The following is a 13,773-nucleotide window of genomic DNA, read 5'->3' as shown; positions in this document are numbered from 1 at the left end:
TTGCAGCGGGACGCTCTTTATGTCCGATTTATGTGAGGCATAAGTCTCTAGGAACGGCGGATTTCAACTGTTTGGAACAGGGCCGTCAACCGTGCTGGAATTCAACGAACTAGCTAGTAGCACCGCCGAGAGGTTGTTGGTCGAGTGAGGCGAAGCAACGCAAGCCCCGCGGATGAACCCGCGCGCGGCAACTTCACCCCGCCGCGAGCGGCCGCGTCGCCCGCCGACGTGCCCGTGGAACCGCCTGTGAAGAGTGGGAGCACCAGCCGGTTCTCTCCCCGCAACTGGCGCGTGCCGACCCGCCTGAACGCGATCCTGCTCGTGCCGGCCCTCGTGGGCCTGGTCATGGGCGGCTTCCAGGTGAAGGGCTCCATCGACACGTGGAACGAGGCCCAGGACGCCGAGCAGATAGCCCGGGTCGTCCAGGCGGCCTCGGAATACAGCCAGGCACTGCTCAACGAGCGTGACCTCACGGCCGAGCCCCTCCTGAACGGCCTGACCAAGGACGACAAGGTCAACAAGGCCTACGCGGCGACCACCGCCGCGAAGGAGAAGTTCGACAAGGTCGTCCAGGACATGCCCAAGAACCAGGGCATGGAACGGCGTCTGGAGCTCTTCCGCACGGAGGAGCCCAAGCTGACGGACGTCCGCCAGACCGCGTACCAGGCCGGGATCGAGAGTCCCAAGAAGAACCCGCCCGCCTCCTTCGGTCCCATCCCGACCGAAGAGGGCTACGTAACGGTCCAGCACTACCTCATGCAGTTCGCCAACGAGCTCGGTCTCGGCACCGGCAACGTGACCTCGTACGGCCGCATGGTCTACGCGATCCAGCTCGCCAAGGCGGCGAACTCGCTGCAGCGCTCCGTCGGCACGCACCTCCTGGTGCGCCCGAGCGCCGACGAGAACACCCGCAAGGCCCAGCTCGTCGCCTTCTCCTCCTACGCCTACCTCGAGGAAATCGCCATCGGCGAGTACGTCGCGGCGGGTACCGAGGAGGACGTGACCCGTCTGAAGACGGTCATGGGCAAGAAGGCCGAAGAGGGCGCCGCCAAGCTCGCCGAGGCCAAGGGCGCCGCCGAGCAGGCCGGCACCCCCTTCAAGTCCCCGCCCGTCTCGCCGATCAACAAGTCGATCCTCACCGGCATGACCGAGGCGATCGCCAGCGGCGACCCCAAGAAGAAGGTCATCGAGGGCGGCACGACGCCGACGGCCTGGCAGTACGCCGCCACCGCGAAGTTCGACGGCTACGACGAGATCGAGAAGGAACTCCTCGAGAAGGCCGTCAACGACGCCGTCGCGGTCTCCGACGACGCCCGCACCGACGCCATCACCAACGGCGCCATCGTGGTCGTGGCCCTGCTCGCCGCCTTCATCCTGGCCGGCATGATGGCCCGCCAGATGGGCCGTGCGATGAGCCGTCTGCGGTCCGCCGCCTTCGACATCGCCGAGCAGCGCCTGCCGTCGCTCGTCGACCAGCTCTCGCGCACCGACCCGGGCAAGGTCGACACCCGTGTCCACCCGATCCCGATCGACTCCCAGGACGAGATCGGCGAGGTCGCCCGCGCGTTCGACCAGGTCCACCGGGAAGCGGTCCGGCTCGCCGCCGAGCAGGCGCTCCTGCGAGGGAACGTCAACGCGATCTTCACGAACCTCTCCATGCGCAACCAGTCGCTGATCGAGGGCCAGCTGACCCTCATCACCGACCTGGAGAACAACGAGGCCGACCCGGACCAGCTGGAGAACCTCTTCCGCCTGGACCACCTGGCCACCCGTATGCGCCGCAACGGCGAGAACCTCCTCATCCTCGCGGGTGAGGAGCCGGGCCGCCGCTGGGACCAGCCCGTGCCCCTCGTGGACGTGCTCCGCGCCGCCTCCTCCGAGGTGGAGCAGTACGAGCGCATCGAGCTCTCCGGCGTCTCCGAGGCCGAGATCCACGGCCAGGCCGTGACCGACCTCGTGCACCTGCTCGCCGAGCTGCTGGAGAACGCCACCACGTTCTCCTCCCCGCAGACCAAGGTGCGTGTCAACGCCACGCGTCTGCCCGACGGCCGCGTGATGGTCGAGATCCACGACAAGGGCATCGGCCTCACCGCCGAGGACTTCGCGGACATCAACCACAAGCTCGCCAACCCGCCGACCGTGGACGCCGCGATCTCGCAGCGCATGGGTCTGTTCGTGGTCGGCCGGCTGGCGGACCGCCACAGCATCCGCGTCCAGCTGCGCCCCTCGGGCGAGGCGGCCGGCACCACGTCGCTGATCATGCTTCCCGACGCCATCACGCACGGTGGCGGTGGTGAGGGCATCCCGGACGACGACTTCACGGTCTCCCAGATCATTCCGGAGCAGAAGACCCAGCAGGCCGCCCCGATGCGCACGGCGGCGGAGCTCGGGTTCGACGACTCGCGCTACGAGCAGGGCGGCGACGGGCCCGGTCTGGACCCGGTCGGCCGTTCCCTCGGCCGCGAGGAGCGCCGCGCGGCGCTGGAGGCCCAGGTCGGCTTCCCGCAGGATCAGCAGGGTTACGCCGGCCAGGGCGACCAGGGCGGCCAGGATTATCCGGAACCTCAGCCTGAGCACGGCTACCAGCCGTACCAGGGCTACGAGCAGCAGTCCGAGCAGGGTTACGAACCCGCGTACGACGGACAGCGCTCGGAGCAGGGGTACGAGGCGTACCCGCAGCAGGACTACGCCTATACGGAAGACGGCTACCCGGACCAGCAGTCGAGCACTCAGGGCTACGACGGCGGGTACGAAGCCCAGTCGGGGCAGGCCGAGTGGCCCGAACAGAACACGTATCCGGCTGCCTACCAGCAGGATTACGGGACTGAATCGGAATCCCAGGCCGTCCCCGAACCGGCCGCGGAGCGCGTAGGCTTCGACCGTCCGGGCGCCGCTGCCGACACCGGTCACACCATGACCGGAGCGGGCCTGCCGCGACGCGGCAGCCAGCAGCAGTGGCAGCCGGCACAGCAGGAAGCGGAGTCCTCCGGGTCCCTCTTCGAGCAGCGACCGCAGCGTCAGCGGCAGGCCGCGGCGCAGGAGCAGGACCAGGACGGTGGCACGGCGTGGCGCTCGGGCAACGACGAGCGCTGGCAGCAGGCCGCCAAACTCCGTGAGCCGAAGGCGGGCGGGGTCACCCCGTCCGGTCTCCCTCGGCGCGTGCCCAAGGCCAACCTGGTCGAGGGCGCAGCGGAGACGACCCCGCAGGGCGGCCCCCAGGTCTCCCGCGCTCCGGAGGACGTCCGCGGCAGGTTGAGCAACCTGCGGCGAGGTGTCCAGCAGGGACGCAGCGCGGGTACTGAGCAGTCAAGTAACAGCTATGACCAGGAGCGTTAGTGTGAGCCCGATGAGCCAGGCGGCACAGAACCTGAACTGGTTGATCACCAACTTCGTGGACAACACCCCTGGGGTGTCGCACACGGTGGTGGTCTCCGCCGACGGCCTTCTTCTGGCGATGTCCGACGGATTTCCGCGCGACCGCGCCGATCAGCTGGCGGCCGTGGCCTCCGGACTGACCTCGCTGACCGCCGGTGCCTCCCGCATCTTCGAGGGTGGCGCCGTCAACCAGACCTGGCTCTTCTGGTGGATCGTGCGGGCAGTGTCCTGACCCCGGACCTGCGCGCCGAACTGCAGGGAAGCCTTCTCAACTAGCAAACAGGCAGTGCGTTTCGCGCCATCGCACCGTAGGGTGCGGTGGCGCGGTTCCACAGGGAGTACTGCGTTCTTGGAGTCGGAGGAGGAGACGTGACAACACCCGGAGGACATCCTTATGGCGGCGCGCAGCAGCCGCAGGGTGGGCACGACCAGAACCGCTTCAACTTCCCCTCCGCACCAAGCCGGCCCGTGCCGGAGCAGAACCACTACCAGCAGTACGGCCAGCCCCAGCAGCCCCAGATGCCTCCGCAGCCGCCTCCGCGCGCCGCGCGGCAGCCGGCCCCGAAGGCCCACAACCCGCTGGTGCGCCCGTACGCGATGACCGGCGGCCGTACTCGGCCGCGCTACCAGCTCGCCATCGAGGCGCTGGTCAGTACCACGGCGGATCCCGCGCGTCTGCAAGGGCAGTTGCCCGAGCACCAGCGCATCTGCCGCCTGTGCCAGGAGATCAAATCCGTCGCGGAGATCTCGGCACTCCTCTCCATTCCTCTTGGTGTCGCCCGCATCCTCGTCGCCGACCTGGACGTGACACTGCTCGAAAGGGTGCTCAGTGGACTTCGCAAGCTCTAACGGCGGAGCGGCTCCCCGCTCCACCACCTCCGCGAAGATCGTGGTGGCGGGCACGTTCGTCGGAGCCGTGTCCGAGATCAACCCGCTGCGCACCGAAGCCGTCATGACGTCCGCGAGCGCGGGCATCGACGACCTCACCCACACCGGTGACAAGACGACCACCACGGTCGCCATGGACTTCGGCCGCATCACGCTCGACCAGGACCTGATCCTGTACCTCTTCGGCACCCCGGGCCAGGACCGTTTCTGGTTCATGTGGGACGACCTGGTCCGCGGCGCCATCGGCGCCGTCGTGCTCGTCGACACGCGCCGCCTCGCCGACTGCTTCCCCGCCGTCGACTACTTCGAGAACAGCGGCCTGCCCTTCGTCATCGCCCTCAACGGCTTCGACGGGCACCAGCCCTACACGCCGGAGGAAGTCCGCGAGGCCCTGCAGATCGGCCCGGACGCCCCCATCATCACCACGGACGCCCGCCACCGCGCGGACGCCAAGAGCGCGCTCATCACGCTCGTCGAGCACGCCCTGATGGCGCGCCTGCGGTAGGAACCGGCGCCGCAGCCGCATCGGACAGGCCCCTGTGTCCAGGACGCGGGGGCCTTCGCCTTGCCCTGGTGCCCGCCCTACGCGCACGGCGGTACGTCGGCGGCGCTCCGTACGGCGCTCCGTACGGCGCTCCGTACGGGGCACGCGGAAGGCCCCGCACCCTGGACGGGTGCGGGGCCTTCGGGGCTTTCGGGAGCTCGGGGCTCAGCCCTGCCAGCTGTGCGGGGCGCGGAAGCCCGGGGTGCGCTCCAGGCGGCGCCAGCCGGCCTGGCGCGGCAGGCGGACCGTGGTCTCCTCGGGCGTGGCGGCGGCGCGGGCGAGCAGGATCGCGGTGATCGCGGCCAGCTCCTCGGGCTCGGCGTTGCCCTTCTCGACGCGGAGCAGGGTGTCAGAGGCGTTGGTCATGGGGTGGCAGATCTCCTTCGCGGTTACTGCGGCGGGTTGCCGTGCTTGCGGGACGGCAGATCGGCGTGCTTGTTGCGGAGCATCGAGAGGGCGCTGACGAGCACCTCGCGGGTCTCGGCGGGGTCGATGACGTCGTCGACGAGGCCGCGCTCGGCCGCGTAGTACGGGTGCATCAGCTCGGCCTTGTACTCCTTGACCATGCGCACGCGCATGGCCTCGGGGTCCTCGGCGTCCGCGATCTGCTTGCGGAAGATGACGTTGGCCGCGCCCTCGGCGCCCATCACGGCGATCTCGTTGGTGGGCCAGGCGTAGGTGAGGTCGGCGCCGATGGACTGCGAGTCCATGACGATGTACGCGCCGCCGTAGGCCTTGCGCAGGATCAGCGAGATCCGCGGGACGGTGGCGTTGCAGTACGCGTACAGCAGCTTGGCGCCGTGGCGGATGATGCCGCCGTGCTCCTGGTCGACGCCCGGCAGGAAGCCGGGGACGTCCAGCAGCGTGATGATCGGGATGTTGAAGGCGTCGCACATCTGGACGAAGCGCGCGGACTTCTCGGAGGCCTCGATGTCGAGGACGCCGGCGAGGTGGGCGGGCTGGTTGGCGACGATGCCGACGACCTGGCCGTCCATGCGCGCCAGGGCGCAGATGATGTTGCGGGCCCAGCGCTCGTGGATCTCCAGGACGTCGCCGTCGTCGACGAGTTCCTCGATGACCTTGTGCATGTCGTACGGGCGGTTGCCGTCCGCGGGGACCAGGTCCAGCAGGACCTCGCTGCGGCGGTCCGCCGGGTCGCTCGTCTCGTGGACGGGCGGGTTCTCGCGGTTGTTGGAGGGCAGCATCGAGATGAGGTAGCGCACCTCGGAGATGCAGGTCTCCTCGTCGTCGTAAGCGAAGTGCGCGACGCCCGAGGTCTCGGCGTGCACGTCGGCGCCGCCGAGGCCGTTCTGGGTGATCTCCTCGCCGGTCACCGCGCGGACCACGTCCGGGCCGGTGATGAACATCTGCGAGGTGTCACGGACCATGAAGACGAAGTCCGTGAGGGCCGGGGAGTACGCGGCTCCGCCGGCGCACGGGCCGAGCATCACGGAGATCTGCGGGATGACGCCCGAGGCCTTGGTGTTGCGCTGGAAGATGCCGCCGTAGCCGGCGAGGGCGGAGACGCCCTCCTGGATACGGGCGCCGGCGCCGTCGTTGAGGGAGACCAGCGGGGCCCCGGCCGCGATGGCCATGTCCATGATCTTGTGGATCTTCGTGGCGTGGGCCTCGCCCAGGGCGCCGCCGAAGATCCGGAAGTCGTGTGCGTAGACGAAGACCGTGCGGCCCTCGACCGTGCCCCAGCCGGTGATCACACCGTCGGTGTACGGCTTCTTGCTCTCGAGGCCGAAGCCGGTCGCACGGTGGCGGCGCAGCTGCTCGACCTCCTTGAAGGAACCCTCGTCGAGGAGCAGTGCGATGCGCTCGCGCGCGGTCAGCTTGCCCTTCGCGTGCTGGGCCTCGGTCGCACGGTCACTCGGTCCACGCCGCGCCTGCTCGCGCAGGGAGTGCAGCTCGGCCACGCGCCCACGGGCGTCCGTCGGCTCGCTCGGGATCTGGTCCACAACGGTCATGTACCGACCTTACGAAGATCGTGATGAAAAACCTCCGTTCATTCCGCACAGTCTCGGGAGTCTTCCGCTGTCCGGCCCGCACAGAACCACCGGTGGAAGTAAGGACTCCGCCATATGGGGCCACGCCCGCTTGTAGGAACTTCACAGAAATCACCGACACGCCGACCATTGGTTGAAATTTGAACGGAATGGTTCTAGTGTCGGTGGTGTCGAAGTCGTTGAAAGTTAAACCGCTTTGGCGCCCCCCACACAGGAACCACTACCGAGGAGTAAGTCATGGGCCTCTTCAACCGCCGCGTCCAGGAGAACACCGCCGCCGTCGCCACCCTGGACGTGGACCCGGCCCTCGCCGCGCTCACGGGCGACTACGTCATCGACGCCGCCCACAGCCGCATCGGCTTCACCGTCCGCCACGCCATGGTCACCAACGTCCGCGGCGCCTTCGAGGAGCACGAGGGCACCCTGCACCTGGACGGAGCCGACCCGGCCCGCTCCACGGCCTCGATCGACGTGAAGATCGCCTCCGTGGACACCGGCATCGCCGACCGCGACGGCCACCTGCGCAGCGGCGACTTCTTCGACGCCGAGGCCTTCCCGCTGATGACCTTCCGCTCCACCGAGGCCGCGTTCCTCGGCGGGGACACCTACCGGATCACCGGCGACCTCACCATCAAGGACGTCACCCGGCCGCTCTCCATCGACCTGGAGTTCAACGGCTCCGCCACCGACCCGTACGGCAACCAGCGCGTCGGCTTCGAGGGCAGCGCCGACATCCTGCGCTCGGACTGGGGCCTGACCTGGAACGCGGCCCTGGAGACCGGCGGCGTCGTGGTCAGCGACAAGGTGAAGCTGACCTTCGACATCTCCGCCATCAAGCAGGCCTGACCGGCCGCCCGGCGACCCGGGGGCGGCCCGCTCTAGAAGCCGCCCCCGTCGAAGCCGCCGCCGTCGAAACCGCCTCCGCCGCCGAAGTCCCCGCCGCCGAAGTCGGACCGGTTGAAGTCGGCCCCGGAGACGTCCCCACCGCCGTAGCCCCCGTCGTAGCCGCCGTAGTCCGCGGCGTAGGCGGGGCTCGACATCATCGAACCGAGCATCGTGCCCACGAGCAGGCCGGGCAGGATGCCGCCGCCGAAGTAGCCGCCGGCCCAGGGACCGTACGCCGGGCCGGCGTCGTAGTACGGCCGCGGCCCGCGCTCGGTGTCGACCGTACGGACCGCCGGGTCGAGTCCGTCGCGCAGCCGCACCGCGTCCGCCGTGCAGACGGGTACGGTCCGCGCCGCACCCGTGGCCGGGGCCCAGGTCGCGTCCTCGGCGCTCGGCCCGTGGCGCGGGTCGAAGAAGCAGGGCGCGCGGCGCTCCGGCACCGGCCGGCCCTGCCGGCGCGCGTCCAGACAAGCCAGGGCGTACCGGCCGTCCTCCAGGGCCTGGGTCACCCCGGTGACCTCTTCCGGATACCGCACGGACGCCATGATCTGCTTGGCCTTCTCGTACGAGTCGAGCCCGCGCTCGTAGTCCTCGCGCATCGCGTCGTCGGCGCCGGGCTCGCCGGGGTGGAAGTCCAGGCGCTCCAGTTCCTCGCCGAAGGCCGTGATGTCCTCGTCGACGACCACGCCGAGCCGCTCGACGGCCTCGCGCCGGGCCTCTTCCTTCTTCTTGCGGTTCCTGCGGACCAGCGCGTACGCACCGCCGCCGCCGATCGCGGCCACCGCTCCGAGGGTGATCAGCCCGCCGACCGGGACGCCGGCGTCGGCGCCGGTGGTGCCCCAGGAGGCGGGGGCGCTGCCCTCGGTCTGGGGCAGGGCCTGGTCCACGAAGTTGTTCAGCTGGGTGCTCGCGTCGACGGGTGCGCCGGTCTTGACCGCCTCGGTGAGGTTGCGTACGGCGTTGGTCGGCATGACGGCCCGGTCGGCGCCGGCGTTGAAGCCGTCGCCGAGCCGGATCGCGTAGAGCCCGGTGATGCCGGTCTCCGCGCGGACCGCGGCGAGCACCTTGTCCTGCGGGAACTCGGCGGTGGCCGGGAGCACGGCGACGAAGACCGGCTTTCCGGCGTCCTTGATCTTCTCGGCGAGCGCGTCGGCCTCGGCCTTCGGCAGCTGCGCCTCGGCCCGGGGGTCGACGTACACGGGACCCTCCTTGAGGGCCTCCCCCACGGCGGCGACTCCGGTGGCGGCCGCCGCCTGCGGAGCGACCGCCAGGGCGGTCGCGGACAGGGCCAGCAGCAGACCGGACAGCAGCGATCCCCAACGTACGGATGTCAGCCTGGTCCTCATATCCATGACGCTACCCGAACCGGTACTTTCCCGTGTGAGCAGGACATAAGGGCTCCCCTGCCGGACGCGGGGGCTCCCCGCCTACCCGTCCGGCAAGGCGGTGGTGGGCGATGCGGCGCGCACGGCTGGTGACGGCTTGGACCGTGGTGGGTGCGGGGGTGCTGACGGGCTGCGCAGCGGCGGGCGACCTGCCGCTCGTCGCGGTGCATCACGGAGCGGACGGAACACCGCAGGTGACTTTGGCCCCGTGCGGCGAGGACGGGGTCGGGGCGGCGGAGCTGCGCGCCTTCCCGCCCGGGGCAGCCTCCGGCCCGGGGCCGGACGGACCGGCCACGCCGGGCGGGCCGATGTCGGAGAGCTGGATGGCGGCGGGCTCGCGCCACTCCACCGGCGCGGCCGCCTTCCCCCTCTTCTCCCCGCCCGCCTCCTGGGCGGTCCGGCGGTGGGACGGGGAGCGGCGGCTCCTGCCCGGCTTCCGCCACACCGTGCGGTTCCGGCCGCCGGGCTCCGACGCGTACGCGGGCGTGCTGGCCTTCACCACGGAGGACCTCGACGGCCTGGCGGCCGACGAGGTGTGGGCGGACGGCAGGGCCATGTCCCCGGCGGCGTTCCGCCGGCCCGCCGAGGACGCGTGCTGACGGCGGCTATTCGGCCGGTTCGACGCCCGCGTGCAGGAGACCGTAGGTGAACGCGTCCTCTAGGGCCTGCCAGGAGGCGGCGATCACGTTCGGGGCGACGCCGACCGTCGACCACTCGCGGACGCCGTCCGTCGTGGCGATGAGCACGCGGGTCGTGGACTCCGTACCGTGCGTGCCCTCCAGGATGCGGACCTTGTAGTCGACCAGCTCGAACTTGGCGAGCTGCGGGTAGAACCGCTCCAGCGCCACCCGCAGGGCCCGGTCCAGCGCGTTGACCGGGCCGTTGCCCTCGGCCGTCGCGACGATCCGCTCGCCCTTGGCCCACAGCTTGACCGTGGCCTCGTTGGCGTGGGTGCCGTCCGGGCGGTCCTCGACGATGGCCCGCCAGGACTCGATGCGGAAGTACTTGCGGGCCCTCCCCTCGGCCTCGGCACGCAGCAGCAGCTCGAAGGAGGCGTCGGCCGCCTCGTAGGTGTAGCCCTGGAGCTCGCGCTCCTTGACACGCTCCACGACCCGGGAGATCAGCGCGCGGTCCCCGCCGAGCTCGACGCCGAGCTCCCTGCCCTTGAGCTCGATGGAGGCGCGGCCGGCCATGTCGGAGACCAGCATGCGCATGGTGTTGCCGACCCGCTCGGGGTCGATGTGCTGGTAGAGGTCCGGGTCGACCTTGATCGCCGAGGCGTGCAGGCCCGCCTTGTGCGCGAAGGCGGAAACGCCGACGTACGGCTGGTGGGTGGAGGGCGTGAGGTTGACGACCTCGGCGATGGCGTGCGAGATCCGGGTCATCTCGGCGAGCGCGCCGTCGGGGAGCACCTTGCGCCCGTACTTGATCTCCAGTGCGGCGACGACGGGGAACAGGTTGGCGTTGCCGACGCGCTCGCCGTAGCCGTTCGCGGTGCACTGGACGTGGGTGGCGCCGGCGTCGACGGCGGCCAGGGTGTTGGCGACGGCGCAGCCGGTGTCGTCCTGGGCGTGGATGCCGAGGCGGGCGCCGGTGTCGGCGAGGACGGTGGCGACGGTCGCCGACACCTGCGCGGGCAGCATGCCGCCGTTGGTGTCGCAGAGGATGACGACGTCGGCGCCCGCCTCGTAGGCGGTCCGTACGACGGACTTCGCGTACTCGGCGTTGGCCCGGTAGCCGTCGAAGAAGTGCTCGCAGTCGACGAAGACCCGGCGGCCCTTGGCCACGAGGTGGGCGACGGTGTCCCGGACCATCTCCAGGTTCTCGTCCAGGGTGGTGCGCAGGGCGAGTTCGACGTGACGGTCGTGGGACTTGGCGACGAGCGTGATGACGGGGGCGCCGGACTCCAGCAGGGCTCGTACCTGCGGGTCCTGGTCGGCCGAGCCGCCGGCCCGGCGGGTGGCGCCGAAGGCCACCAGCTGGGCGTTCTTGAAGTCGATCTCCGCGCGGGCGCGGGCGAAGAACTCGGTGTCGCGGGGGTTGGCGCCGGGCCAGCCGCCCTCGATGAAACCCACTCCGAAGTCGTCCAGATGGCGCGCGATCGTCAGCTTGTCGGCGACCGTGAGGTTGATGCCCTCACGCTGGGCGCCGTCGCGCAGGGTGGTGTCGAAGACGTGGAAGCTGTCGTCGAGGACCGCTGCTGCCGCCTCTGGTGTCGTCGTCATGCTGATCTGACTCCTGTCGGATGAGTGGTTCCGTAAAACCCGGGATCCACTGCCCCCATCATCGCGCGCAGTCCGCTCCCGGCAGGGATGGCCGGGAAACGAAAAAACCTCTCGCGGGTAGCGAGAGGTCTGCACGCGGGTCCGAGGCACGGTGGCCGCGTCCGCGAAGTTCTTCCACGGTTCAGCGGCCACTGGGGACCGGCGCGCTGCTGGCGATAATCATGAGCTGAGCAGGCACGCTCGCAGTGTGCCACACCGCTCGCCGCGGATGGACAGGCATCTCACCATGCGGTCATCCCTTCCGCGGCGGACGGCCGCGCCGTTGCGGGGGCTCCGGCGCCGAGCCCCCGCGCCTCACGGGCCGGCGGGGCCGAGGGTGTCGGTGAGGAACTCGCGGACGTGGGCCAGGATGGCCGTCCGGTCGAGCGTGGGGAGGCCCACCGCGAGCTGGATGCTGAAGCCGTCGAGGAGGGCGCGGATGCGGGTCGCCACGCGTTCGGCGTCCACCGGGCGGAACTCCCCGCGGGAGATGCCCTCGGCGAGCAGCGCCACCAGGTCGCGGTGCCAGGCCCCCTCGATGGCCGCCTGCCGGTCGCGTTCCTGGGGCCCGGCGTTCTGGGAGCGGTTCCACACCTCCAGCCACAGCGTCCAGTGCGGGTCGCGGGGCTGCGTGGGCACGTACAGGTCCACGTACGCCCGCAGGCGCTCGGCCACCGGACCGCGGCGGGCGAGCAGGGCCCGCCGCGCACTGCCCAGTTCCGCCTCGCTCCACTCCAGGGTCTGCAGCAGGAGCTCGTCCTTGCTGCGGAAGTAGTAGAGGAGGTGGCCGCTGCTCATGCCGACCTCGCGGCCCAGGCCGGCCATGGTCAGGCCTTCCAGCCCGCGCTCGGCGATCGTGGCCATGGCGGCGACGAGTACGTCCTCGCGCGGGGGCGCGTTCTTGCGCGCCGCCCGTACCGGTACTCCACCCGCCGCCATGGGCCACTCCTTCGTGAGGTCCGCCGCAGGTCACACCTTCGGCTGCTGCTGGGTGATGCAGTGGATACCGCCACCCCCGGCGAAAATCGTACGTGCGTCAACGAGCGTCACGGTCCGCTCGGGGAACAGACCGCGGAAGATCTCGGCGGCCTCCTCGTCGCGCGGGTCGTCGAAGGAGCACAGCACGACGCCGTCGTTGCACAGGTAGTGGTTGATGTAGGAGTAGTCCACCCACTCGCCGTCCTCCTCCAGCACGGTCGGCGCCGGGATCTCCACGACCTCCAGCTGCCGGCCCCGGGCGTCGGTGGACGCGCGGAGGATCGCCGCGATGGTCTTGCAGCGTTCGTGGTCCGGGTGGGACGGGTCGGGCTGGGTGTGCACCATGACCACGCCCGGGCGGGCGAAGGCCGCGACGATGTCGACGTGGCCCTGGGTGCCGTAGGTGCCGTAGTCGCCGGCCAGGCCGTACGGCAGCCAGATCGCCTTGGTGGTGCCGAGGTGGGCGTGGATCTCGGTCTCGACCTGCTCGCGGGTCCAGTCGGGGTTGCGGCCCTTGCCCAGCTGGACGGTGTCGGTGAGCAGTACGGTGCCCTCGCCGTCGACGTGGATCGCGCCGCCCTCGTTGACCAGCGGGGTGCTGAACGTGCGGGTGCCGAGCACGTCCGAGACCTGCCGGGCGATCTTCGAGTCGTGGTCCCAGCGGGCCCACTCCTGGGCGCCCCAGCCGTTGAAGGTCCAGTCGACGGCCGCCAGCTCGCCCGTGTCGTTGGTGACGAAGGTCGGGCCGATGTCGCGCATCCAGGCGTCGTCGAGTTCGCGCTCGACCACGTCGAGCGAGTGGCCGTCGCCGGCGCCGGCGATCGCGCGGGCGTTCTCCGCGTCGCCCGGGGAGACGACCAGGGTCACGGGCTCGTACGCGCGGACCGCGCGGGCGACGGCGCCCCACGCCTCGCGGGCCTCGGCGAGCTCCTGCTCGTTGGTGAAGGTCGGGTTCGGGCGGGGCCAGGCCATCCAGGTGCGCTCGTGGGGCGTCCACTCGGCGGGCATCCGGAATCCGTTGTGTACGGGCTTGGCGGTCATGGCAGGCAGGTCCTTACGGGCTGTGCTGACTTACAGGAAGTACAGGCGGTTGAGGGAGACCGATTCGGCGGCTTCGGAGCGCAGGGGTTCGCCGTCGAGGGAGACGAGTCCGCTGCGCGCGTCCACGTCGACCGCGCCCACCCGGGAGTTGAGGAGCAGGTCGCCGGGGCCGATGCCGCGGGTGCCGCGGACGGCGACACGGCGGCGGCGGGTCGGCATCTCGTCGCTGCCCAGGGCCGCCGCGGCGGCCGAGACGAAGGCGACGGAGATGTCGGCCGCGGTGGCCCCGTACGAGCCGAACTGCGGTCCGAGGACGAGGGGTTCGCAGGTGTCGGTGGCGGCGTTGGGATCGCCGGTGACACCGTAGGCGGGGAAACCGGACTTCAGGACGAGCTGCGGCT

The 13,773-nt window shown here is 70.6% G+C and carries 11 protein-coding genes and 2 pseudogenes; 6 read left to right on the top strand and 7 right to left on the bottom strand.

Annotation, left to right across the window (positions count from 1 at the left end; all coding sequences use genetic code 11):
- The first annotated feature begins 144 nt into the window (after positions 1–144).
- The 4 genes and pseudogenes from IG86_RS0118140 to IG86_RS0118125 all read left to right on the top strand — a co-directional run bounded on the left by IG86_RS0118140 (position 145) and on the right by IG86_RS0118125 (position 4,768).
- Complete coding sequence (locus IG86_RS0118140; protein WP_030897993.1) at positions 145–3,336, top strand: sensor histidine kinase; 3,192 nt, start codon at positions 145–147, stop codon at positions 3,334–3,336.
- 10 nt (positions 3,337–3,346) lie between these two features.
- A pseudogene (locus IG86_RS38850) lies at positions 3,347–3,651 on the top strand (roadblock/LC7 domain-containing protein).
- Positions 3,652–3,744: 93 nt separating this feature from the next.
- Positions 3,745–4,224, top strand: coding sequence for a DUF742 domain-containing protein (locus tag IG86_RS0118130; RefSeq protein ID WP_030897991.1), 480 nt, complete (start codon positions 3,745–3,747; stop codon positions 4,222–4,224).
- Positions 4,205–4,768, top strand: coding sequence for a GTP-binding protein (locus IG86_RS0118125; RefSeq protein WP_030897989.1), 564 nt, complete (start codon positions 4,205–4,207; stop codon positions 4,766–4,768). Before IG86_RS0118130 ends, IG86_RS0118125 begins: the two co-directional genes overlap by 20 nt.
- Before the next feature lie 204 nt (positions 4,769–4,972).
- Here IG86_RS0118125 and IG86_RS0118120 read toward each other — a convergent pair whose 3' ends face one another.
- Positions 4,973–5,173 carry an acyl-CoA carboxylase subunit epsilon gene (locus tag IG86_RS0118120; protein ID WP_030823624.1) on the bottom strand — a complete coding sequence of 67 codons (201 nt, stop codon included), beginning with the start codon at positions 5,171–5,173 and terminating at the stop codon, positions 4,973–4,975.
- 23 nt (positions 5,174–5,196) lie between these two features.
- Positions 5,197–6,780: an acyl-CoA carboxylase subunit beta gene (locus IG86_RS0118115; RefSeq protein ID WP_030650794.1), complete on the bottom strand. Its 1,584-nt coding sequence runs from the start codon at positions 6,778–6,780 to the stop codon at positions 5,197–5,199.
- A gap of 276 nt (positions 6,781–7,056) precedes the next feature.
- On the opposite strand from IG86_RS0118115, the gene IG86_RS0118110 reads away from it, so the two are divergent.
- On the top strand, positions 7,057–7,665 hold the full coding sequence (locus tag IG86_RS0118110) for a YceI family protein (protein WP_030823621.1): 609 nt from the start codon (positions 7,057–7,059) through the stop codon (positions 7,663–7,665).
- Positions 7,666–7,697: 32 nt separating this feature from the next.
- Here IG86_RS0118110 and IG86_RS0118105 read toward each other — a convergent pair whose 3' ends face one another.
- On the bottom strand, positions 7,698–9,050 hold the full coding sequence (locus tag IG86_RS0118105; RefSeq protein ID WP_030897986.1) for a hypothetical protein: 1,353 nt from the start codon (positions 9,048–9,050) through the stop codon (positions 7,698–7,700).
- Between the two features lie 233 nt (positions 9,051–9,283).
- Here IG86_RS0118105 and IG86_RS0118100 point away from each other — a divergent pair, with 233 nt between their 5' ends.
- The gene (locus IG86_RS0118100; protein WP_157854847.1) at positions 9,284–9,688 is read left to right on the top strand and encodes a hypothetical protein; all 405 of its coding nucleotides are present in this window, start codon (positions 9,284–9,286) and stop codon (positions 9,686–9,688) included.
- 6 nt (positions 9,689–9,694) lie between these two features.
- Here the strand turns inward: IG86_RS0118100 and cimA are convergent, their stop codons facing one another.
- From cimA to IG86_RS0118080, 4 genes and pseudogenes are all read right to left on the bottom strand, one after another.
- Positions 9,695–11,314, bottom strand: a complete 1,620-nt coding sequence (gene cimA, locus IG86_RS0118095; RefSeq protein WP_030823612.1) for a citramalate synthase — start codon at positions 11,312–11,314, stop codon at positions 9,695–9,697.
- A 354-nt stretch (positions 11,315–11,668) separates the two neighbouring features.
- The gene (locus IG86_RS0118090) at positions 11,669–12,292 is read right to left on the bottom strand and encodes a TetR/AcrR family transcriptional regulator (protein WP_030823608.1); all 624 of its coding nucleotides are present in this window, start codon (positions 12,290–12,292) and stop codon (positions 11,669–11,671) included.
- A gap of 30 nt (positions 12,293–12,322) precedes the next feature.
- Positions 12,323–13,372: an agmatine deiminase family protein gene (locus tag IG86_RS0118085; RefSeq protein WP_037848493.1), complete on the bottom strand. Its 1,050-nt coding sequence runs from the start codon at positions 13,370–13,372 to the stop codon at positions 12,323–12,325.
- A 30-nt stretch (positions 13,373–13,402) separates the two neighbouring features.
- Positions 13,403–13,773 (bottom strand): annotated as a pseudogene (locus IG86_RS0118080) (urease subunit alpha); the annotation flags it as partial.

The sequence above is a fragment of the Streptomyces virginiae genome, from assembly GCF_000720455.1.
Classification (GTDB): domain Bacteria; phylum Actinomycetota; class Actinomycetes; order Streptomycetales; family Streptomycetaceae; genus Streptomyces; species Streptomyces virginiae.
Note: the sequence above shows the minus strand (reverse complement) of the source record. Positions and strands in the feature narration are given on the sequence as shown.

Bases quoted from the DNA above. Each gene is read 5' to 3' on its own strand.
- IG86_RS0118105 (WP_030897986.1), bottom strand. From the start codon at position 9,050: ATGAGGACCAGGCTGACATCCGTACGTTGGGGATCGCTGCTGTCCGGT.
- cimA (WP_030823612.1), bottom strand. From the start codon at position 11,314: ATGACGACGACACCAGAGGCGGCAGCAGCGGTCCTCGACGACAGCTTC.
- IG86_RS0118115 (WP_030650794.1), bottom strand. From the start codon at position 6,780: ATGACCGTTGTGGACCAGATCCCGAGCGAGCCGACGGACGCCCGTGGG.
- IG86_RS0118110 (WP_030823621.1), top strand. From the start codon at position 7,057: ATGGGCCTCTTCAACCGCCGCGTCCAGGAGAACACCGCCGCCGTCGCC.
- IG86_RS0118090 (WP_030823608.1), bottom strand. From the start codon at position 12,292: ATGGCGGCGGGTGGAGTACCGGTACGGGCGGCGCGCAAGAACGCGCCC.
- IG86_RS0118120 (WP_030823624.1), bottom strand. From the start codon at position 5,173: ATGACCAACGCCTCTGACACCCTGCTCCGCGTCGAGAAGGGCAACGCC.
- IG86_RS0118085 (WP_037848493.1), bottom strand. From the start codon at position 13,372: ATGACCGCCAAGCCCGTACACAACGGATTCCGGATGCCCGCCGAGTGG.